The sequence below is a fragment of the Myxococcus sp. AM011 genome, from assembly GCF_013372595.1.
Classification (GTDB): Bacteria; Myxococcota; Myxococcia; order Myxococcales; family Myxococcaceae; genus Myxococcus; species Myxococcus eversor.
Window position 1 is genome coordinate 1 of record NZ_JABXEM010000129.1, and the last position, 20,639, is coordinate 20,639.

Genomic DNA, 20,639 nt, shown 5'->3' on the forward strand with positions numbered 1-20,639 from the left:
ACGGAGGCCCCCGCGTCCCATACGGAGAACGCCCCTTCCGAGGCCCAGCTCTCGCCGCGTCCGGACGCGGAGAAGACGCAGGTGCCCGAGGGCTTCGTGGAGGTCCTCAACCCGGCTTTCCCCAACCCCGCGCCCCCCGCGCCCGTCGTCCACCGGGGCCGTCGCTACGCGCTGGAGGACCTGGCGCCGTACTTCGGCGAGGGCAAGAAGAAGGAGGCCCGGGCGGCCTTCGACAAGGGCCAGTACAGCCGGGCCCGCGAGCTGCTGAAGGACGAGGGCGACAGCCCGCCGGTGCGCTACCTTCGCGCGCTTTCCGCGGTGCGCTCCGGAGATGACGAGACAGCCGCGAAGGAGCTGGCCGCGCTGGCGCCGGACTACCCCGCGCTGCAGGACAGGTGTCTGACGCACGCGGGCGTGGCGCTGGAGGGGCTGCGTCGCTTCGACGAGGCCGCCGTGCTGCTGGCCCAGGTGTCGCCCGAGTCCCGGCTGTACGTGGACGCGCGGCTGGCGCTGTCGAGGGTGCTGCGCAAGAAGAAGGACGCCGCTGGTGCCATGGCCGCGCTGGAGCCGCTCACGTCGCGCGCCGCTCCGAGCTGGGGCCGCAACGTGGGCGCCGAGGCGCTGATGGCCATCGCGGACATCGCCGCCGAGAAGAAGGACAAGGCCGCCGAGCGCGCCGCGCTGTGGCGCCTGTGGGGCGCGCATCCGCTGTCCGCGCTCGCGACGCAGGCGGAGAAGCGCCTCAAGGGCCAGGCGGCGCCGCAGGAGGCGAAGGTCGCTCGCGGCGAGGCGCTGGTGGAGCTGCACCGCAACAAGCAGGGCCTGACGCAGCTGGAGCCGATGCTGGCGCAGTTGAAGCTGCCGGAGCCGCTCGCGTGCCGCGCGCACTTCGCCTACGGCAAGGGCCTGCGCAAGGAGCGCGAGCACACGCGCGCCATCCAGATTCTCTCGCAGGTGGTGGAGAAGTGCTCGGACCGCGACCTGCTCGCGCGGGCGCTGTATGTGCTGGGCTCATCGCGCTCGATTGTCGACTCGGCGCGCGGGACGGATACGTACGAGCGGCTGGCGCGCGAGTTCCCGGACCACAGCTTCGCGGACGACGCGCTGTTCTACGCGGCGGACCTGTACGTGAAGACGGGCCGCCCCAAGGAGGCGATGGCGCGGCTGGACGAGCTGTCGAAGCTGTACCCGCAGGGCGACTTCCTGGGCGAGGCGCTCTTCAAGGCGTACTGGATTGCGCGCACGAGCAAGGCGGAGGACGCGGGCCTGTCCTTCCTGGACCGCATCGAACAGCGCTTCGCGCAGGCGGACGAGAGCTACGACGTGGAGCGCGCGCGGTACTGGCGGGCGCGGACGTTCCAGGAGCAGGGCAACATCCAGGGCGCGGCGGAGCTGTTCGAGAAGGTCGCCGTCGAGCACCCCGCGACGTACTACGGGCTGATGGCGCGCTCGCAGTTGACGACGGTGGATCCGGCGCGGCTGGAGCGCATCTCCCCGGAGATCTTCGCGGTGCCCGACGCCGCAAGCCCGTGGCCGCTGTTCGCGGGGCCTGTGGGCGACGACCCGCACTTCCGCGCGGGCATCGAGCTGTTGCGGCTCGGCTTCCCGGAGGCGGTGTCGTCGGAGCTGCTCGCGGTGAACCGGACGAACCAGCCCGCGGAGGCCGTCCGCCTGCTGGTGCTGGTGCTGCACGAGGCCGGTGACGAGCGCGCCGCCCACGCCGTGGCCCGGCTGGTGCTGCGCAAGGACTTGAGTGGCCGCATCACCCGCGAGACGCGCGTGGTGTGGGAGGTGGCCTATCCCAACGCGTTCCGAGACCTCATCGAGAAGCACACCGCCGTGTCGGGCGTGGAGGCGGACCTGCTCCAGGCGCTGATGCGCGAGGAGAGCGCGTTGGACCCGAAGGCGCTGTCCTGGGCCGGAGCGTTGGGCCTCACGCAGTTGATGCCCTCCACCGCGAAGGGCGTCGCGAGGGAGCTGAAGCTCAAGCGCTTCACGGTGGACCAACTGCTCCAGCCGGACCTGAACATCCGCTTCGGCGCGCACTACCTGGGTGGGCTCTTGAAGAAGTTCGGCGGGCACACGCCGTACGCGGTGGGCAGCTACAACGCGGGCCCCGGCGCGGTGAATCGCTGGCGCGCGGACAAGCCGGACCTGCCGCTGGACGCGTGGGTGGAGGAGATTCCCATCTCCGAGACGCGCGGCTACATCAAACGCGTCCTGCGCTCGTACAACACCTACCAGTTGCTCTACGGCCGGGCGCCCAAGCTGCCCGTCATCAAGAGCGCCGCGCGCTAGGACGTCCCCCTGCGCGGGGCCGCGTTCGAGCAGCCGAGGGCAGGACTGTTGTTCCCACCCGCGGCTGCTTCGTTCCTTGGGGTCCCTAAATCGGCCTGATGTTCTGCGCGTTGAGGCCCTTCGGTCCCTTCGTCACTTCGAATTCGACCCGCTGATTCTCGGCGAGCGACCTGAAGCCGTCCGCGTTGATGGCGGAGTGATGGGCGAAGACATCCTCGCCTCCGTCATCCGGGGTGATGAAACCAAAGCCCTTGGCGTCGTTGAACCACTTCACGATTCCAGTCTTCATGCTGCTGTCCTTGTGACCACGCCTGGGGACTTCCAGGTCGGTGGTAGTGAATCTAGGAACGGTTGGGATAGAGCCATCCGGGCCTGGAGCGGAGCGTTCGCAGGACCGCATGCCCTGCATGGGGCGGAGCACGACGGCCTCCGAGGGGCAGAGGGTGGGGTTTCCCTCGGCCGCGAGACTGCTTCTGGAAGGACGACACCGCTAGATGGGCTTGACGTTCGCCGCCATCTTTCCCTTCCGCTCCGTCTTCACCTCGAACTCGACCTTGTCGCTCTCGCGGAGTGTTCCCTTCGTGGACGGGTCGAGGTCGGTGACGTGCACGAACACATCCGTGCCTCCTTCATCCGGCGTGATGAAGCCGAACCCCTTGGTCTCATTGTAGAACTTCACGGTTCCAGTCTGCATGGTGCCTTCCTCCTGTGTCTCGCCCGGAGAAGTCCAGGTCGGTGGTAGTGAATGAATAGGGATGGGCGCGGAGGGGAGCAGAGGGCGTCACCCATCCTGGGAGTGGGGCGGATCAGGCTCGCATGCCCTGCTGTGGGCGGTTCATGACGGCCTTCGGAAAACAGGTGTCTCATCAAATCGGTGTCACATCGCCTCGAGAAACCTGCTCGTCAGACTTTGTAAGAGGGGGCGCCTGGTGCATTTCTTCCAATCCCTGGGCGCGCGCGATAGGCAGACTCGGGGCATCCACCCTTGAACCAGGAGGTTCGTGATGAAGACAGACACCACGGCAGGCATGAAGCAGGACGTGTCCCCCCAGCCTCGGCTGGGCATCCAGCTCGTGATGAAGAACGCGACCGCGGCGCTCACGTTCTATTCGCAGGTCTTCGGCGCGGAGGAGCGGATGCGGCTGGTGGAGCCCTCGGGCCGATTGGGCCATGCGGAGATGCTCCTGGGCGGAGTCGCGCTGTCTCTCGCGGACGAGCATCCGGAGTACGGAATCGTCGGGCCGCAGAGCCGGGGAGGGGCGACGAGCATGCTCCACCTCTCTGTCGACGACGTGGATGGGGTGGCCCAGCGCGCCATCGCCGCGGGAGCCGTGTTGGAGCGCCCCATCACCGACGAGTTCTACGGAGACCGCGTGGCCCACATCCAGGACCCGTTCGGCCACCGCTGGGCGCTCTCCAAGCGCATCGAAGAGGTGTCTCCCGAGGAACTGCAGCGGCGCTTCCTGAAGATGGTGGGCGGCTGATCCTTCCAGATGAAGGCGACCTGCGCGGGCGCTCGAGCGAGCCCGCCCGCGCTGTCGGTACGTCGAGCTAGCCCTTGATGAAGAGCAGCAGGTCCTCGTTGATGACGTCCTTGTGGGTCGAGCACATGCCGTGCGGGAAGCCCTTGTAGACCTTCAGCTGCGCGCCCTTCACCAGCGTGGCGGTGATCTTCCCTCCGCCCTCGAAGGGGACGATCTGGTCGTCATCGCCGTGCATCACCAGCGTGGGCACGTCGAACTTCGCCAGGTCCGCGCGGAAGTCCGTCTCCGAGAAGGCCTTGACGGTGTCGTACTCGGACTTGATGGAGCCCTGCAGGCCCTGGATGCGGAAGCTCTCCCTCAGTCCCTCGGAGACCTTCGCTCCCGGCCGGTTGAAGCCGTAGAACGCCATGCTCAGGTCCTTGTAGAAGGTCGAGCGGTCGGAGCGCACGCCGGAGCGGATCTCGTCGAAGGCCTTCATCGGCAGGCCGTTCGGGTGCCAGTCCGTCTTGAGCATGATGGGAGGCACGGCGCTGATGAGCACGGCCTTGCCGACGCGCGAAGTCCCGTGGCGTCCGATGTATCGCGTCACCTCGCCGCCGCCCGTGGAGTGGCCGACGTGCACGGCCTTTCGCAATTCGAGCGCGGCGGTCAGCTCCGCGAGGTCATCCGCGAAGGTGTCCATGTTGTGCCCTTCCCAGGGCTGCGATGAGCGTCCGTTGCCGCGACGGTCATGCGCGATGGTGCGGAAGCCCCGCTCGGACAGGAACATCATCTGGTCTTCCCAGGCGTCGGCCGAGAGGGGCCAGCCATGGGAGAAGACGATGGGCTGTCCGTCCTTGGGCCCCCAGTCCTTGAAGTAGATCTGCGTTCCGTCACGAGTCGTGAGGTAGCTGCCCTGGAGCTTGCTGGCTTGAGTGGCCATACGGGGTCGTCCTCGGGGTCAGGGTGGGGTGCAACGGTTGCGAATATGTGCCTCGTGTGCCCGTGTCGCCCGGTTGGCGGCCGGGCCAGCGCTCGGGAGCGGACATCCGGTGACTCGAATGGATGCACGGCGTGGCGACGGTGCTACCCTGCGCCGCGATGAAGAAACTCCTCGTGGGTCTGGCAGTCGTCTTCGTGCTGTTGGCGGTCGCGGGTGCGGGCGCGTTCTGGTGGGTGGAGCAAGCGGCGCATCAAGCCGTCGCGGCCCCCGGTGCCGCCCCCGTCGAGTTCACCGTTCCCAAGGGCACCTCCGGAAGAGGCCTGGGCGTGTTGCTCGCCAACCAGGGACTCATCACGGATGCGCGAATCTGGCGCTGGCACCTCTTCCGTCGCGGCTCGTTCTCGCCCAAGGCGGGACGGCACCCGGTGAGCGCGTCCATGACGGTGGCGGAGCTGGCCATGGCGCTGGAGGGCAATCCGCTCCCCGATGACATCCCGTTCCTCGTGGTCGAGGGCTGGCGTCTGCGAGACACCGACGCGGCGCTCACCGCGGCGGGCTACATCACCGCGGGCGCGTACATCACCGCGGCCAGCAATCCCAGTCGCTTCACCGCGCCGTTCCCACTGCCCACCACCACGTTGGAGGGCTATCTGTATCCGGAGTCCTACGGCGTGATTCCGGGGAAGTTCGACGTCGAGGACTTCATCCAGCGCCAGTTGAATGCCTTCGCGGAGCGCTTCTTCACGCCCAACCGGGAAGTCATCTCCAAGAGCGGGCGGACGCTCCACGAGGTGGTGGTGATGGCCTCCATGCTGGAGCGCGAGGAGCCCGTGCCGGCCCAGCGTCCACTGGTGGCGGGCATCCTCTGGAAGCGCGTGGACAAGGGTTACCCGCTCGGCGTGGACGCGACGTCGCGGTACGTGCTGGCGCAGTGGAATGACCGCAAGGCCTTCCTCCAGCGGCTCAGGGACCCCGAGGACCCGTACAACACGCGTCACCGCAAGGGCCTGCCTCCGGGCCCCATCGGCGCGCCCACGGTGGAGTCGCTCCAGGCAGCCATGGCGCCGACGCAGAGCGAGTTCTGGTACTACCTGCACGACGCGCAGAAGACGCTGCGCCCCTCCCGCAACGCGGAGGAGCACGAGGCGCTGCGCAAGAAGTACAACGTGTACTGACGAACGCTCCCGGGCGCGGTGCTCGCTCCCTCGCCCCCTGTCCGGCAGGGGGAGCGCGCCGACCGGGATGGCGTGACTGTTGCTCATCCACCGCCCTCTCTGGTCACAAGGGAGTGGTGACGTGAGTCGGACGGCGGTCGGGGCGGGGTGGTGGGGCTGGGGTGTGGTGCTCGCGCTCCTGAGTGGGTGCGGGGCTTCCCAGGGTGTGGCATCCCGTTCCACTCCGGAGGTGGTCGCCCCTCCAGAGGCGCGGAACGAGAACCTCACCACGCGCTCGGTGACGTTCGTCGCGGCGGCGGACACGCACGTCGTGGCCACGTCTCCGACGATGGGCTTCGGTTCATCGGAGACGCTGGTGCTCGGCCGCTCGCCCGACGCCGAGGCGTACCTCAAGTTCCTCATCCAGCCCTTCGAGGGGACGATGACGGCCGCGAGGCTTCGTCTGTACGTGCTGGAGGGCACGGCGGACGGGCCCACCGTCTACGACCCGCCGGGAGTCCGGACCTGGAACGAGCAGACGACGTGGGACACCCGTCCTCAGTGGGGTGGGTACTGGGCGCTCGTCAGCGCGGGCCCCGTCGCCAGTGGGACGTGGATGGAGCTGGACGTCAGTGACTTGAACGTCTCCCAGAACAGCTATCTCGACATCTTCATGGGCGGTGACAGCGAGGATGGCGTGACGCTCGCGTCCAGCGAGCATCCGGACCCCACGCTGCGCCCCCAACTCGTCCTCACCGTCGAGTCCGTGAAGGACCATCCGCCACCGCGCCCCGAGCCCATCCCCGTGTCGGGGGCGCCCGTGGCCTTCGCGCCGAGCGCCGACACGTTCGTCTCCGCCGATGCGCCGGCGTCCTCGGATGGTGGCGTGTCGGAGTCGCTCCGCATCGGAAGCACGCCCGAGCGGGAGGCCCACCTGCGCTTCTCCGTGCAGGGGCTGACGGAGACGGTGCAGCGCGCGGTGCTGCGCCTGCGAGTGACGGAGGATGGCACGGAGGGCGGGCCCTCGGTCTTCTCGACGCAAGGCGCCTGGAGCGAGTCGAGCGTCACCTGGAACACCCGCCCGTCGAAGCTGGGCGACACATTGGACCGCGCGCCGTTCCTCGCGGCGTCTGGCTTCGCGGACTACGACGTGACGGACCAGGTGCGAGGCAATGGAGACGTCACCTTCGGCCTGTATGCCAATTCCAGCGATGAGGTGTCATTCCACTCGCGCGAGGCGTCTTCACTCGAGCCCCAGTTGCTCGTCTGGACGGGCACGCCTCGGACTTCTCCGACGGATGAGTGCCTGACGCGCCAGGAGGTCCTCGCCACGACTGTCCTCGCGTCGCAGGACACCTTCGTCACGCCGGAGAGCCCCGCGCCGCAACATTACCGGGAGGCCTCGCTGCGAGTGGATGCGTCACCGCGCGCGGAGAGCTATCTGGAGTTCGACGTCCAGCTCGGGACGGCGCCGGTGCGCCGCGTGTTGCTTCGCCTGTATGCGCTGGATGCCTCGGGGAATGGGCCCCGGCTGTTCAAGGCCGAGCCGTTCGATGAAGCAACGACGGGCTGGCACAACAAGCCGACCATCATGGGGGGCGTGGTGGGGGACCTGGGTGCGCTGAAGCAGGACCAGTGGGTGGAGTTGGACGTGACGGACGTGGTGACGACGTCGGGGCGTCACGCCTTCGCGTTGCTCGAAGGGGCCGCGGATGGGATGCGCTTCGCTTCGTCCGAGATGGAGGAGCGAGGGCTGCTCTCCGTCGCGCCGCGACTCGTCGTCATCACCGACAGCGAGCCGTTCTGTTCCTACCAGGGCACGCCTCCGTCGGGCTCGACGGCCTGGGTGACGCAGTCGAATGACCCGGCGGCGGAGCTCTCGACTCTCACGGCCCCAGTGCCCGACGGTGGCTTCGTCGTCATCAGCAGGGTGGAGCAGCCTCAGTCCAGTCCTCCGTCGGCCGAGCGGACGGACGTCGTCACCCTCTGAAGGTCCAGCGGGACGGCGCCTACCAGCGGGCTCGGGGGTGCCGGCCGGGCAGGCGCTGCGTGGCACCCAGGCGCTGAGCGTGGCCGTGGACGCGCGGGAGAATGTCACCGTCGGCGGCTGGGCGGCCCCGGGCACCGACTTCGGCGCGGGCGCCATCACTTACCGAGGCCCGTTCGTGGCGCGGTGGAGCATGAGTGGTGCGCCCCTCGGGTCGTGGTTGCTGCCCACGCCCTCCGGCCACTACGCGGATGTTTACGACGTGGGTGTCCTTCCGGACGGGAGCGTGGCCTTCACGGGGACCTTCGACGGATGCTTCACCTTCGCGGGCACGTCCTACGCGAGCCTGGAACCGGATGACTCCTATGACGGTCAGCGGGATGCCCTGTTGGGGCGGCTGAGCGCCACCGGAGCGGAGGTGGCGCTGAGGCGGTTCCAGGATGACCTGGGGCGCAGCCTGGGCCTGGGCTCGCTCGTCGTCGACGCCTCGGGGAGCATCACCACGGCTCAGTCCGGGTGGGGGCGGCTGTTGGGGCTCGGCGCCGTCGGTCCGCCCGAGGACGTGGCTCCGGGCCGTCCCACGGTGTCGAGCTTCGCTCCCGACCTGGGGACGCGGTGGGTCCGGGGGCTGGACCCGCTCGCGTCGGGCCTCCTCCTGGCGCCCGTGGGGACGGCGTCGTGGTGACGGGGGACCTGGCCGGGCCCTTCGAGCTGGATGGGACCTGGTACACCCCTCGCCTGCGCCGCTCGGACCTGTTGCACCTCAAGCTCCGGCCCTAGGAGGCGGGCCGCACGCTCAGGGGGCGGGATTCGTACCGGGGGCCACACTCGCGGTCGATGGTGGCTTCCCCGGGGCCGGATCTGGGGTATTCACGGCAATAGACATGACTCAGCTCCCCAAGAAGCTCCAGGACCACGCCGATGCACTCGCGGCCGCCGACGAGAGGCTGACCGCGCTGGACGAGGACGCGCTGCTCGCGGCCCCCGTCGATATCTCCGCGATGCTGCGAACCGGCATCGAGCTGCATGACGAGTTGACGGACCAGTCGCGCACGCTGGAGTCGCGCGACTGCGTCGTCGTCATCGGTGACATGGACGTGGAGAAGTTGGTGGTGAAGGGCCCCGGTGGGCTGCTCGTCCTCGGAGACCTGAAGGTCGGCTCGGCGGAGCTGCACTCCACGGTGCTCGTGCTGGGCAATTGCGAAATCGTCGACCAGATTGTCGGCGAGGGCGAGCCGAACACGCTGACCGTCCTGGGTGAAATCCAGGGCGGACGCTGTGAGATGCGCAAGCAGTTCATCATGCAGTTCCTCGGCGGCGGCAAGCTCACCTCGCTGAAGAACAGCGAGGGCGGCGTGGCGGAGCTGCTGGAGCTGCTCAGCGGCGCGGGCAGCGAGCTGGAAGTCGACGAGGTCGACGCGTAGTCGCGCCGGGCGGACACGGTGCCGGGAGCGCTCCTCCCGGCCCTGTGTCCCCGTTCAATCCGCTTCAGCTGGTGACACCCAGCATCTCGCGAATCTGCCGCAGCATCTCGATTTCACTCGGGTGGATGTGGCCGTCGCTGGAGATGAGGGCGTGGGTCGCCTCGATGACCGCCTGGGGATTGGAGCGCAGGACGCCCAGGTTGGGCGCCGGCAGCGGGACGCCGTTCTGGAGGCACTTCGCCAGCTCGGCCAGTTCCGGCAGCGGCACGCTCATGCCTCGCGCGGCGCCCATGATGTGGTCGATTTCCTCGCGGCTCACGCCATCGTCGCCACTGGCGACCTGGAGGAGCAGCTTGAGGACTTCAATCTGGAACCGGGAGTCGGGGCTCGAGGGGGTGGACATCCGTGGTACATCCTCCAAGGGGGCTCGCAGGCTGACGTGTCCGGACACTTCCGTCCAGGGTTGCCTCGGGCTTTGCCGGGAGAATTTCGCATGAAAGTCCTGGAGACAGAGCGGCTCGTCTTGCGTCGGGTGACGCGGGAGGATGCGCCCTTCATCCTGGTGTTGGTGAATGAGCCGGCGTGGCTGCGCTTCATTGGCGACCGGGGTGTGAAGACGCTCGAGGACGCGTGGGGCTACATCACCAACGGCCCCCACGCGAGCTACGAGCGCCATGGCTTCGGCCTGTACCTGGTGGAGCGCAAGTCGGACGGCGCGCCGCTGGGGATGTGTGGCCTGCTCAAGCGCGACTCGCTGGAGTACGTGGACATCGGCTACGCGCTGCTGCCCGCGTACTGGGGGCAGGGCTATGCCCAGGAGGCGGTCTCCGCCACGCTCGCTTACGCGCAGAAGGACCTCGGTTTGAAGCGCATCGCGGCCATCGTCTCGAAGGACAACGCCAGCTCCATCAAGGTGCTGGAGCGAATGGGGCTGCGGTTCGAGAAGTACTTCCGGCTGCCGGGAGCTTCCGAGGAAATCAGCCTGTACCTGACGCCTGCCTGAGTCGAGCGGAGAGCGCCGCGCCGCACTCCGGCGCGAGCAGGCCGTCACCTGCATGACACCTCCCCGTCGTTTGGAGATTGGGTGCCACGTCTCCTAGACTCGGAGGCGTGGGACCCCCGTCGAACAGCGTAGACGGCGGGAAGAACGCGCTGTTGCGCGCACTCCCCTCCATCGAGCAGCTCCTGCGGCGGCCCTCGCTGGAGCCACTGCTTGCGGGTGTTCCCAGGGCCCGGGCCGTGTCCGCGCTGAGGCTCGCGGTGGAGCGGGTCCGAGCCCGACTGCTCCAGGGCGAGCCGCGCGCTTTCGAGGACGCGGACGTGGGCGAGGCGCTGAGCACGTTGGCCACGCCGGGCCTGCGTCCCGTGCTGAACGCGACGGGGGTGGTGCTGCACACCAACCTGGGGCGCGCGCCGTTGGCGCCGGAGGCGGTGGCGCGGGTGGCGGAGGTGGCGCGGGGGTACTCGAACCTCGAATACGACTTGGACGAAGGCGAGCGCGGCAGCCGGTATGCGCCCGTGGTGGGGCTGTTGCGTCAGCTCACCGGCGCGGAGGATGCGCTCGTCGTCAACAACTGCGCGGGAGCGGTGCTGCTGGTGCTGGCCGCGCTGGCGGGTGGCCGCGAGTGTGTCGTGTCGCGCGGGGAGCTGGTGGAGATTGGCGGCGGCTTCCGCGTGCCGGACGTCATGCGCCAGTCCGGAGCGAAGCTGGTGGAGGTGGGCACCACCAACCGCACGCGCCTGGCGGACTACGCGAGCGTGGTGGGCGCGGAGACGGGGCTGTTGTTGAAGGTGCACCGCTCCAACTTCGCGGTGGTGGGCTTCACGGAGGAGGCGAGCGTGGCGGAGCTGGCCGGGCTCGGTCGGGAGCGCGACGTGCCCGTGTTCCAGGACCTGGGCTCCGGCGCGCTGGTGCGCATGGCGGGAGAGGGACTGAGCCAGGAGCCCACGGTGCCCGAAGTCGTGGCGGCGGGGGCGGACGTGGTGGCCTTCTCCGGAGACAAGCTGCTGGGCGGGCCGCAGGCGGGCGTGGTGGTGGGACGCTCTGCGTTGGTGTCGCGCATCAAGGCGCATCCGCTCACGCGGGCCTTGCGTGTGGACAAGCTGACGGTGGCCGCGCTGGAGGCCACGTTGGAGTTGTACCGGGATGGCAGGCCGGAGGCCGTCCCCACGTACAGGCTGCTTGCCCAGCCGGCCGATGAGCTGCGCGCCCGAGCGCTGCGGCTCCAGGCCTTGCTGGCCGAGCGAGGTGTGAGTGTTCGGGTGGACGAGGTGGTGGGACAAGTGGGCGGGGGCGCCATGCCGCTGGCCCGCTTGCCTTCCTTCGCGTGCAGGCTCACCGTAGGTGCGCCGGAATCATTCCTCGAACGCCTGCGCGGCGGCGGAGTGCCGGTTATTGGCAGGATGGCGGATGGCGAGGTGGTCCTCGACGTCCGCTGCCTCGCGAAGGAGGAACTCGAATCGGTCGCTGAAAGCGTGGCGACCGCAAGTCCCGGGAAACCACCATGATCAACAGCGCCGTCCTCGTACTCAACCGGTACTACCAACCGGTGCACGTCACGTCGGTGAAGCGGGCGTTCTCGCTGCTGTATCAGGGCGTCGCCAAGGCCATCGACCAGCAGTACCGACTCTACGAGTTCGCCGATTGGGCGGCATTGAGCGCCACCAACGATTGCATCACCACCATCAACCGGACCATCCGCGTTCCCCGGGTGCTGGTGCTCAGCGCGTATGACCACCTCCCGCGCGGGAGGGTGCGCTTCTCCCGGCTCAACATCTACGCGCGCGACGCGGACACCTGTCAGTACTGCGGAAAGAACCTCCCTCGCAGCGAGCTGAACCTGGACCACGTCATGCCCCGCACGCAGGGGGGCAAGACGACGTGGGAGAACGTCGTGTGCTCATGCGTGCCGTGCAACCTGAAGAAGGGGGGCCGCACGCCGGAGCAGGCCGACATGAGACTGCTCAAGAAGCCGGTGCGCCCGCGCTGGACGCCCCTGTTCCGCGGTGCTTCGCGCAAGGTGACGTATCAGGAGTGGCTGCCCTTCCTGCACCTCGCGGACGCTTCGTACTGGAACGTGGAGCTGCTGGACGAGTAGGGCGGCTCGCTCGCTCGGTTGTTCACTGGTCAGCCTTGCGAGCCCTGTAATTCTTGGGTCGTCTCCTCTGAAGGACGTGGGGGCTGATTCAGGAAATGGCCAGGGATTGGCGGGGAGTCGACTCGGGCGGTAGGACGGGCTTTGATGCGACTGCCCATGTCCAAACCTTCGCGAGCACCCCAGGCCGATGCCCGTGCCCTGGGGTCCCCGACCCCCGAACCGGTGCATGCGGGACCGCCGGGATTGGGACGTCGCGAGCGGCCTCGTCGCATCATCGCGGTGGGTGGCGGCAAGGGCGGCATCGGCAAGTCGATGGTGTCCGCCAACCTGGGCGTGGCGCTGGCGCAGTCCGGGCTCAACGTGCTGCTGGTGGACGCGGACCTGGGCGGGGCGAACCTGCACACGTGCCTGGGGGTAGGGCAGCCGGAGGCGACGCTGTCCGACTTCCTGCGGCGCAACAAGGCCCGGCTGGAGGACGTCATCGTCCCCACGGGCGTGCCCCGGCTGTCGCTGATCGCCGGCGCGCAGGACGCGCTGGATGCGGCCAACCTCAAGTACGCGCAGAAGCAGAAGCTGTTGAAGACGCTCCTGGGGGCGCAGGCGGACTACCTCATCCTGGACCTGGGCGCGGGCACGAGCTTCAACACCATCGACTTCTTCATCATGGCGGACCATGGGCTGCTGGTGGTGCTGCCGGAGCCCACGTCGGTGGAGAACGCGTACCGCTTCGCGAAGGCGGCGTTCTTCCGGAGGCTGCAGCAGATGGAGGCGCAGTACGGCATCCAGGACCTGGTGGACAGCGCGCTCACGACGCGGGAGGGCTCGCTGCGCACCCTGCATGACGTGCTCGAGCAGGTGAGGCGGAAGGATCCGGTGGGTGCGGAGCGACTGGAGCGGGAGCTGGCGGCCTTCCGCATCCGGCTGGTGGTGAACCAGGCGCGGACGGACGCGGACCTGAACGTGGGAACAGCCGTGGCCTCGGCGTGGAAGAAGTTCTTTGGGATCGACATGGATGACCTGGGGGCCATCCGGTATGACGATGAGGCGTGGCGCGCGGTGCGAAAGCGGCGCCCCGTTCTCATCGAGCGGCCGGATTCCCCGGCGGCTCTGGCCATTCAACGCATCGCCGCGCGCTTGCTCGCAATCGACGGAACCCCCATTCCCGCCACGCCATGAAGCCCTTCGCGCAGCAGACCTATTACGAGCTCCTGGAGGTCCCCGTCACCGCGCAGATGGAGGAGATCCACGCCGCCTATTCGCGGTTGATGGAACTCTATGCGCCGGACTCCATCGCGGTGTACGCGCTCGTGGACGCGGACCAGGTGGACGCGCTCCGCGCCCGGATGACCGAGGCGATGGAGATCCTCACGGACGCGGACCTGCGCGTCGAGTACGACAAGGACCTGGGCCTGCCCGCGAGGAAGGTGGCGGAGGCCGTGACGGCGCCGCCGCCCGTGGCCGAGGTGGGCCCCACGCAGCGCGCGGCGGAGGCGCTCGCGAGCGCGGTGGGGGCGTCGGCCGCGACCTCGCCTGTCGCGACTCCTGAGGTGGCGGGGAAGGGGATGGAGGAGCCGGAGCCCGAGCTGAGCGGTCCGGCGGCGTTCCGGGCCAGCTTCGTCAGCGGATATTCGCTGTCATACGTGACGAGCTCCCTGCAGACCGCGCCGTTCGGCGGTGGGTTCATGGGCATGCCGGCGGCGGGCAGGATGGACGGGGGGGCCGCGAGCACTGTCGAGTCGGGTTCGAGCGCGGCTCCCGTGGCCCAGGTCTCCCCGAAGACGGTGGATACGGGCACGGAGTCGACCGCGGCTGTGTCGGTCGCTGCTCCTGCCAGTGTCGTCGCCGAAGCTCCGAGCCCCGTTGCGGCCCCGGTGGCATCGAGCTCCGCTGCTCCGAGCGGCGAGAGCCCCGTGGTTGCCGTTGTGGCGACGACGGTCCAGCCGGAGGCCTCGAGCCCCGCGGCCTCCAGCGGCGAGAGTCCCGTTGCGGCCTCGTCGCCCTCGGATACGGCCGGTTCCAGCGCGGCGGACGCGAGCGCGGAGGCACAGGGCGCCCAGGCTCCCGCGAGTCCCGCCGCCACCGAGCCGGAGCCGGAGCCGGAGCCGTCGGTCCCCGAGGCGCCCGTCGTCGCGCAGGTGCCGCCCGCTCCGAGCCCCGTCGAGGACGTTCCCGTTCCATCGGTGGCCGCCCAGCCGCCCGTCGCCGAGCCGCAGCCCCCCACACCCGCGCCGCCGTCCACGTCCATCGTCGTTGCCCCACCGCCGAGCCGGTCGACGGGCACGTCCCGTCCCACGACGTCCCCGACGGGGGCGTCCGCGCAGACCCGGGGCCCGGGGCGCCAACTGGGCGACGCGCAGGTGCTCGCCCAGGACGCGGCCATCGCCACGGCGGAGGCCGCCATGGCCCAGGTCTCCGCCCGCGTGCGCGAGGCCCGTCCGCGCCTCCCGGAGATCGCCGCCGACGCCGAGTTCAACGGCGAGCTGCTGCGCAGGGTCCGGGAGACCCGGGGCTTCACGCTCCAGCAGGTCGCGGACCGCACCCGCATCTCCTCGCGTCATCTGGAGAACGTGGAGGCGGACCGCTACACCTTGCTGCCCCCGCCCGTATACCTGAGAGGAATCCTCATGAACCTCGCTCGCGAGCTGGGGTTGGATCCGCTCCAGGTGTCCAGGAGCTATCTGGGATTGGCTTCTGAGAAGTCGGGCAAGAAGTGATGCCTCGCCGTGGAGCGGCCAACTGGCGCTCGAACCACAAGGAAAGTTGACTCCCCTCCGAGCGGTGCCTATGTAGGGAGGACGATGACGGACGAGGAAAAGATCAAGGCGATGCGGCTCGCCCGTGCGATTGCCTCGGATATCTCGCTCTACAACGAGCAGAAGATCATCAAGGGTATCGAGCAGGACAACCTCTTCGAGGTCCTCAGGGAGGAACTGGAAGAGGGACGTGAGCTCTACAAGAGCCGCGTCAGCCAGGATGTCTACACGAACGCGAACTTCTTCGAGCGCGCCATCAACGACATCGTGTTGCGCTCCAAGGCGCACGTGAAGTCGAAGATCTGGTAGTCCGCTCCTCGTGGCACCGCCAGACACCCGAGAGCATCGCTCCCCGCCCCAGGCACGCGGAGAGCGCATCGACCAGTATCTCGCCACCGTCTTCACCGACCTGACGCGCTCCCGCATCCGGGGCCTCATCGACGATGGGCATGTGCTCGTCGACGGCAGGTCCGTGAAGGCGGCGATGCGCCTGCGCGGTGGCGAGCTGCTCAGCCTCCACGTTCCCGCCCCCGTCGCCGCGTCCCCTCAGGCCGAGGAGCTCCCGCTCACCGTGCTCCACGAGGACAAGGACCTGGTCGTCGTGGACAAGGCGGCGGGCATGGTGGTGCACCCGGGCGCGGGACACGCGACGGGAACCCTGGTCAACGCGCTGCTCCACCGCGTGAAGGACCTGGCCGGCGTCGGTGGCGAGCTGCGCCCCGGCATCGTCCACCGCCTGGACAAGGACACCACGGGCTGCCTCGTCGTCGCGAAGAACGAGCGGGCGCTCGTCGCGCTCCAGAAGTCCTTCAAGGGGCGCGAAGTCACCAAGACGTACCTGGCGCTGGTGCACGGCGTGCCGCCCGCGGAAGGGCGCATCGAGACGCTCTACGGCCGTCACCCCGTCAATCGTCAGCGCTTCACCGGCAAGGTGCGAGAGGGCAAGCCCGCCATCACCGTGTACCGCGTGCTCGAGGCCTTCGACAGCGCCGCGCTGGTGGAGGTGGATCTGCTCACCGGGCGCACGCACCAGATTCGCGTGCACCTGACGGAGCTGGGCCACCCGTTGCTCGGAGACACGCTGTACGGCGCCGGGCGCAAGCCGAAGGGCGAGGCCGGTGCGGCGCAGGAGCAGATGGGACGTCAGGCCCTCCACGCGTGGAAGCTGGCCTTCGCGCACCCGCGCACGGGCAAGGCGCTCTCACTGGAAGCGGCGCTCCCCGAGGATTTCACCGCCGCGCTCACGCTGCTGCGGGGCCCCCAGGCTCCCGAGCCCAAGCCCGTGTCGAAGGCGAAGAGGGCCCCGGCACGGAAGAAGGCTCCGGCACGGAAGAAGGCTCCGGCGCGGAAGAAGGCGGCGCCCAAGAAGAGCGCCGCGGCGACTACAAGCCGGAAACGCTGAGCGACTGCTGGCGCTTGGACAGCACCTTCACGGGCTGGATGGCCATGACGCGCATGAAGACCTCGAGCAGCTCCGGGTCGAACTTGTTGCGCATCTCCGTCCACATCAGCATCAGCGCGACTTCCGGGCCGTATGCGTCGCGGTAGGGGCGCTTGGAGGTGAGCGCGTCGTATGCGTCGCAGATGGCGATGATCTTCGCGTAGGCCCCGAGGTTCGTCTTCGGGATGATCATCTGGATGTTGCCGCGTGAGTCGCGCACCGCGGTACCGAAGTCCGTCTTGTGCTCGAAGGTCGTCACCACGCGCAGCAGGGTGGAGCGGCTGAAGCCCTTCTCCATCAGGATGTTGCGCACGGAGATGAGCGGCGCGCGCTGCACCGCCACGCGCTCCTCCGGCGTGAGCGCACCGCGCTTGGTGGCCAGCTCCTCCGGCAGCGTCGTCATGCCCGCGTCGTGGAAGAGGGCGATGTAGCCCAAGTCGCGCAGCTGCGGCTTGGTGAGCCCCAGCTCCGCGCCGAAGACGATGCAGCTCAGGCACACGTTGACCTGGTGGTACACGAGGTAGTCGTCCTCGCGCCGCATCGTCGTCATGCCCAGGAAGTGCGTCTTCTGCTCGTAGCTGATGTCGACGAAGTCCTGGACGAGCCGCAGCGCCTTGGAGGCGTTGAGGGGTTTGCCCGCGCGCACCGACTCCAGGTACTTGCTGAGGAAGAACACCGAGCGGGCATAGACGGTCATCGCGTACTTCTTGCGATCGACCTTCTGGTCGCCCACGTTGTTCATGTCCTTGTCGAGCTTCTCCTTGAGCTTGGAGAACTTGGCCACGCGCATGTTGAGCAGCTTACGGCCCGCGAGTCCGTCCTCCTCGGAGGTGCTCGACTGCTCCTTGCTGAAGATCCAGATGAAGTTCTTCAGCTCCGGCACCGTCACCGGCTTGGTGAGCGTGAAGCCGCCCACGTCCTTGGCGCGCATCTCCGTCAAGAGGTAGCGCTGGTTCTCGATGGAGTTCAGGTCCACCTTCACCAGCATGCTGTTCAGGTAGAAGGAGTCCTTGACGCCCGCCAGCTCCAGCCGGCCTTCCTTGCCGATGATTTGATTGATGATGTCCTGGAGTTGATGCAGCGGCTTCTGGAAGACGCCGTTCTCCGGGTCATACATCTTCACCGAGCGCACCAGCATGTAGAGGCCGGCGACCATGGAGCGAGAGAGGGCCTGGAGCTTCTCGTTGTGCTCGCGGCCGAACTCGTTGGTGCTCTCGTCCTGGTTCTGGGTGATTTTGAGGTTCTCAGCCATGGGCCTATGCCTCCTCTGGGAGCGCCGAGTCACCGAACAGCGTCTTGCGGGTCTGGTACATCGCCTTGCGCGCCGCGGTGAGCAGCTCCACCGCCTGGGTGCGGTCCTCGACGAGGGCCTGCAACATCTTGTAGCTCTGGATGGAGCAGGCGCCCTGGAGGCCGGCGATGGCCAGCATCTTGTCTTCCAGCACGCGCTTCTTGTTGAGCAACGAGGCCTTCACCGTGAGCAACTGCTGCATGTGCGAGAGCGCTCCCGGCGTGCCCGTGGCACCGACGGCCATGTAGAAGGCGGTGCGCTCGTCGGGCGTCTTCTTGTCGAACGCGGGCTCGCGAATCAGGCGCATCAAGTCGGAGAACGCCTTGTCCCGGTCGAACTCCGGCAGCATCCGGGCCGCCACCATGCGCACCTGGGAGACGGGGTCCGCGAGCGCCTCGAAGATGAGGCGGCGTGCCTCGCCGGTGCGGCCGCGCCCGATGATGTTGAGCACCTCCAGCTTCACCACCAGGTTGGGGCTCTTGAGCACCTGGCCGAACATCTTGATGCGGTCCGGGTGGTTGCTCTTCTCCAGCACGTACACCATGTCGCGCACCGTCTGAGGACGGTCTGAAATCAGCCGGGCCACGAAGGGCTCCGGCAGCTCCCGGGCGACGACGGCCAGCGCGTCGCACAACAGCGCGCGGTTCTCTTGAATCTCCAGCGTCTCCAGCACGGTGAGCAGGGGGATGACGGAGTCGCGGCCCAGCGCCTGGAGGTAGCGCGTCACGTCCGCGGGGTGCTTGGGACGCGAGCCCTTGAGCGACTCGCCCAGGCGCATCAACCGCTGCTCCTCGCCCATCTTGTGCAGGAAGGACTCGAGCAGCTTCTCGAGCGGCGCGCCGCCTTCCTTCTGCGACAGCGCGCGCAGCTTGAGGACGATTTGATTGATGGTGCCGAAGTCGTCCTGGAGCAGCAGCATGTCCAGGAGCTGCACGAAGATCTCCTCGAGCAGCGCGCCGTCCTCGACACCGCCTTCCACCACCTGGAACACGGCGCTCACCAGCTTGGGGAACAGCCGCGCGCCTTCCTCTTCCGAGACTTCGCGCTGGAGCTTCGCCTTCAGGTCATCCGACGCGTGCCGGCCGCCGATGACGAGGCCGCGAATCTGCTCCACGCCGTCCAGCTTCGCGTCCAGGTCCTCCGCGGACACGCGGGCGAAGCGCAGGTAGTCGTCCGAGTTCGTCTGGAGGCGCGCGTAGAGGTAGCCCACCACCTTGTCGACTTCGACCTGCACCTCCTCCTCGCTGGCGTTCTCCATGGAGAAGCCTTCCACCACGACGTACTCCACGTGCTCCATGCCCGCGCGCCACAGCTGGGCCAGCACGTCCTCGGCGCCGCGCTCCGGCTCCGACAGGGCAATCATCGTGAAGGTGACCAGCTCCTCCACCGCCAGCCCGGGACGGAAGATGAGCTGCCGGATGCCGTCGCGGAAGAACTTGTACGGAAGCGGCGTGTCCTCGGTGAAGAGCGAGTCGTTGTGCAGCGTCAGGTTCTGCTGCTCGACCTTGAGCGACAGCGGCCCGTACTTCTCCGTGTACTGGGTGATGGACTCCAGGGCCTTGGAGAGGAACTCCGGGAAGCGCGCATCATTGTGGCGGTACATGCCAATCTGCTTGATGCCCTTGAGCAGGTGGAACGCGAACGTGCGCGCCAGCTCCACCTTCTCGCGGATCTCCGGAGTCTGCTCGGGCTCCGTGCTCGCTTCCTGGGTCTTTTGGGGATGGGCCATGCGTTTGCAACTCTCCGCTCGGGCGGTAGCACCAGCCTACCGCGAAATCCTCTGGGGCCCCAGCCGGCGGCGGTTGGAAGTTCGCGGGCTTGGATGACATGGGTCTACCTCGACGCCGTCGGACGGGAATTCCCGGGTATCGTGCGCCCGCCGCCGTACCGTGAGGAGTGTCGAGCGCATGCTGCGAGTCATGGCCTGTGGGGTGTGCCTGTTGGGGCTGACGGGGTGCTTCCGGATGAGCGTGCGGACGGGCGCGCCGCGAGACGGGCTCCCGGAGGCGCGCACGGGGGTGAGCCTGGTGTACGGGCTGTCGACGGCCAACGTGTCGGCGGCGGAGTGTCGCCACGGGGTGTCGCGCGTGGACGTGTATTGGCCCTGGTGGGGCGCGCTCGTCTACGTGGGCACGGTGGGCTTCGTCACGCCGCTGCGCACGGAGTACGTCTGCGCGGAGGGCGCTCCGTCCACGCAGGCGGCGCCCGAGCGGGAGCAGGTGCCGGACTCCATCGCGCCGCTTTGAAGCGGTGTGTCAGAGGCGCTTCGTAGAGTTCTTTTCAAGGGGCCAGGAACACCTGGCCTCCCTTGAGCAAGGACTTCACATGCATGATGTCTTGAAGCACGGAGCCTCGGCTTTCTGTGTCGCGACGCTGTTGGCCGCACCCGCTGCCTTCGCTGGTTACCAGACCGAGTCCGCGAACTGCTACAAGAACGCGGATGGCTCCGGGCGGTGCCATGGCAGTCTCCTGGGCTTTCGCAATCACGCTGGCGCCAACACCCATGCGTCCTTCAACCGGGTGAGCAACGCCGCGCCGTACTTCTCCGCGGCCCTCACCTCGGGCGCGACGACGACGTACTTCAACTGCACGGCCGATACGGCGACGGCGGCGCAGTGGAGCAAGGCCATGAACCACGGGGGCTTCTTCTCCATCTACTGGTCGGCCGCGGGTGAGTGCTATTCGCTGTTCCTGATCAACGGCAGCCAGTACTCGCATTTCTGATCCACTCCATGACAACCCAGGTGTTGTGTGGCTGGCTTCCAAGCCTGACCACAGCCGTGGGGT

21 protein-coding genes are annotated in these 20,639 nt (G+C 68.1%); 15 read left to right on the forward strand and 6 right to left on the reverse strand.

Going from position 1 to position 20,639, the window contains the following annotated elements; translation table 11 throughout:
• Positions 1 to 2,298, forward strand: a 2,298-nt coding sequence (locus tag HUW62_RS25405; RefSeq protein ID WP_176435866.1) for a transglycosylase SLT domain-containing protein, incomplete at its 5' end; no start/stop codon positions are given.
• A gap of 85 nt (positions 2,299 to 2,383) precedes the next feature.
• On the opposite strand, the gene HUW62_RS25410 is transcribed toward HUW62_RS25405, so the two are convergent.
• Positions 2,384 to 2,587, reverse strand: coding sequence for a cold-shock protein (locus HUW62_RS25410; RefSeq protein ID WP_163870428.1), 204 nt, complete (start codon positions 2,585 to 2,587; stop codon positions 2,384 to 2,386).
• 201 nt (positions 2,588 to 2,788) lie between these two features.
• The gene (locus HUW62_RS25415; RefSeq protein WP_163870429.1) at positions 2,789 to 2,992 is read right to left on the reverse strand and encodes a cold-shock protein; all 204 of its coding nucleotides are present in this window, start codon (positions 2,990 to 2,992) and stop codon (positions 2,789 to 2,791) included.
• 310 nt (positions 2,993 to 3,302) lie between these two features.
• On the opposite strand from HUW62_RS25415, the gene HUW62_RS25420 reads away from it, so the two are divergent.
• Positions 3,303 to 3,782, forward strand: coding sequence for a VOC family protein (locus tag HUW62_RS25420; protein WP_163870430.1), 480 nt, complete (start codon positions 3,303 to 3,305; stop codon positions 3,780 to 3,782).
• A gap of 67 nt (positions 3,783 to 3,849) precedes the next feature.
• Here HUW62_RS25420 and HUW62_RS25425 read toward each other — a convergent pair whose 3' ends face one another.
• Complete coding sequence (locus HUW62_RS25425; protein ID WP_163870431.1) at positions 3,850 to 4,704, reverse strand: alpha/beta fold hydrolase; 855 nt, start codon at positions 4,702 to 4,704, stop codon at positions 3,850 to 3,852.
• A gap of 158 nt (positions 4,705 to 4,862) precedes the next feature.
• On the opposite strand from HUW62_RS25425, the gene mltG reads away from it, so the two are divergent.
• The 4 genes from mltG to HUW62_RS25445 all read left to right on the forward strand — a co-directional run bounded on the left by mltG (position 4,863) and on the right by HUW62_RS25445 (position 9,269).
• The gene (gene mltG, locus HUW62_RS25430; RefSeq protein ID WP_176435867.1) at positions 4,863 to 5,879 is read left to right on the forward strand and encodes an endolytic transglycosylase MltG; all 1,017 of its coding nucleotides are present in this window, start codon (positions 4,863 to 4,865) and stop codon (positions 5,877 to 5,879) included.
• A gap of 121 nt (positions 5,880 to 6,000) precedes the next feature.
• Complete coding sequence (locus HUW62_RS25435) at positions 6,001 to 7,848, forward strand: DNRLRE domain-containing protein (protein WP_176435868.1); 1,848 nt, start codon at positions 6,001 to 6,003, stop codon at positions 7,846 to 7,848.
• A 37-nt stretch (positions 7,849 to 7,885) separates the two neighbouring features.
• Complete coding sequence (locus HUW62_RS25440) at positions 7,886 to 8,530, forward strand: hypothetical protein (RefSeq protein WP_176435869.1); 645 nt, start codon at positions 7,886 to 7,888, stop codon at positions 8,528 to 8,530.
• A 199-nt stretch (positions 8,531 to 8,729) separates the two neighbouring features.
• On the forward strand, positions 8,730 to 9,269 hold the full coding sequence (locus HUW62_RS25445; protein ID WP_163870435.1) for a hypothetical protein: 540 nt from the start codon (positions 8,730 to 8,732) through the stop codon (positions 9,267 to 9,269).
• A gap of 64 nt (positions 9,270 to 9,333) precedes the next feature.
• Here the strand turns inward: HUW62_RS25445 and HUW62_RS25450 are convergent, their stop codons facing one another.
• Entirely contained in the window at positions 9,334 to 9,672 is a 339-nt protein-coding gene (locus HUW62_RS25450; protein ID WP_163870436.1) for a TerB family tellurite resistance protein, read from the reverse strand.
• A gap of 90 nt (positions 9,673 to 9,762) precedes the next feature.
• Between HUW62_RS25450 and HUW62_RS25455 the strand changes: the two genes are divergently transcribed.
• The 7 genes from HUW62_RS25455 (at position 9,763) to HUW62_RS25485 (ending at position 16,522) form a co-directional block, all read left to right on the forward strand.
• Complete coding sequence (locus HUW62_RS25455; protein ID WP_163870437.1) at positions 9,763 to 10,272, forward strand: GNAT family N-acetyltransferase; 510 nt, start codon at positions 9,763 to 9,765, stop codon at positions 10,270 to 10,272.
• A 107-nt stretch (positions 10,273 to 10,379) separates the two neighbouring features.
• Positions 10,380 to 11,777, forward strand: coding sequence for an L-seryl-tRNA(Sec) selenium transferase (gene selA, locus HUW62_RS25460; protein ID WP_176435870.1), 1,398 nt, complete (start codon positions 10,380 to 10,382; stop codon positions 11,775 to 11,777).
• A complete protein-coding gene (locus HUW62_RS25465; protein WP_163870439.1) occupies positions 11,774 to 12,367 on the forward strand; it encodes an HNH endonuclease in 594 nt (197 codons plus the stop codon). Before selA ends, HUW62_RS25465 begins: the two co-directional genes overlap by 4 nt.
• Positions 12,368 to 12,589: 222 nt before the next feature.
• On the forward strand, positions 12,590 to 13,543 hold the full coding sequence (locus HUW62_RS25470; protein ID WP_163870510.1) for a P-loop NTPase: 954 nt from the start codon (positions 12,590 to 12,592) through the stop codon (positions 13,541 to 13,543).
• Positions 13,540 to 15,081: a helix-turn-helix domain-containing protein gene (locus HUW62_RS25475; protein WP_176435871.1), complete on the forward strand. Its 1,542-nt coding sequence runs from the start codon at positions 13,540 to 13,542 to the stop codon at positions 15,079 to 15,081. Before HUW62_RS25470 ends, HUW62_RS25475 begins: the two co-directional genes overlap by 4 nt.
• An 84-nt stretch (positions 15,082 to 15,165) precedes the next feature.
• Positions 15,166 to 15,429 (forward strand): hypothetical protein, encoded by a 264-nt coding sequence (locus HUW62_RS25480; protein ID WP_163870441.1) that lies wholly within the window; start codon positions 15,166 to 15,168, stop codon positions 15,427 to 15,429.
• Positions 15,430 to 15,439: 10 nt separating this feature from the next.
• A complete protein-coding gene (locus HUW62_RS25485; RefSeq protein ID WP_176435872.1) occupies positions 15,440 to 16,522 on the forward strand; it encodes an RluA family pseudouridine synthase in 1,083 nt (360 codons plus the stop codon).
• Here HUW62_RS25485 and HUW62_RS25490 read toward each other — a convergent pair.
• Both HUW62_RS25490 and HUW62_RS25495 read right to left on the reverse strand, forming a co-directional pair.
• Positions 16,503 to 17,813 carry an HD-GYP domain-containing protein gene (locus HUW62_RS25490; RefSeq protein WP_163870443.1) on the reverse strand — a complete coding sequence of 437 codons (1,311 nt, stop codon included), beginning with the start codon at positions 17,811 to 17,813 and terminating at the stop codon, positions 16,503 to 16,505. The genes HUW62_RS25485 and HUW62_RS25490 overlap by 20 nt on opposite strands.
• Positions 17,814 to 17,817: 4 nt before the next feature.
• On the reverse strand, positions 17,818 to 19,581 hold the full coding sequence (locus HUW62_RS25495; RefSeq protein ID WP_163870444.1) for a HEAT repeat domain-containing protein: 1,764 nt from the start codon (positions 19,579 to 19,581) through the stop codon (positions 17,818 to 17,820).
• Between the two features lie 178 nt (positions 19,582 to 19,759).
• On the opposite strand from HUW62_RS25495, the gene HUW62_RS25500 reads away from it, so the two are divergent.
• Positions 19,760 to 20,098: a hypothetical protein gene (locus HUW62_RS25500; protein WP_163870445.1), complete on the forward strand. Its 339-nt coding sequence runs from the start codon at positions 19,760 to 19,762 to the stop codon at positions 20,096 to 20,098.
• Positions 20,099 to 20,177: 79 nt separating this feature from the next.
• On the forward strand, positions 20,178 to 20,576 hold the full coding sequence (locus HUW62_RS25505) for a hypothetical protein (protein ID WP_176435873.1): 399 nt from the start codon (positions 20,178 to 20,180) through the stop codon (positions 20,574 to 20,576).
• Positions 20,577 to 20,639 lie beyond the last annotated feature (63 nt).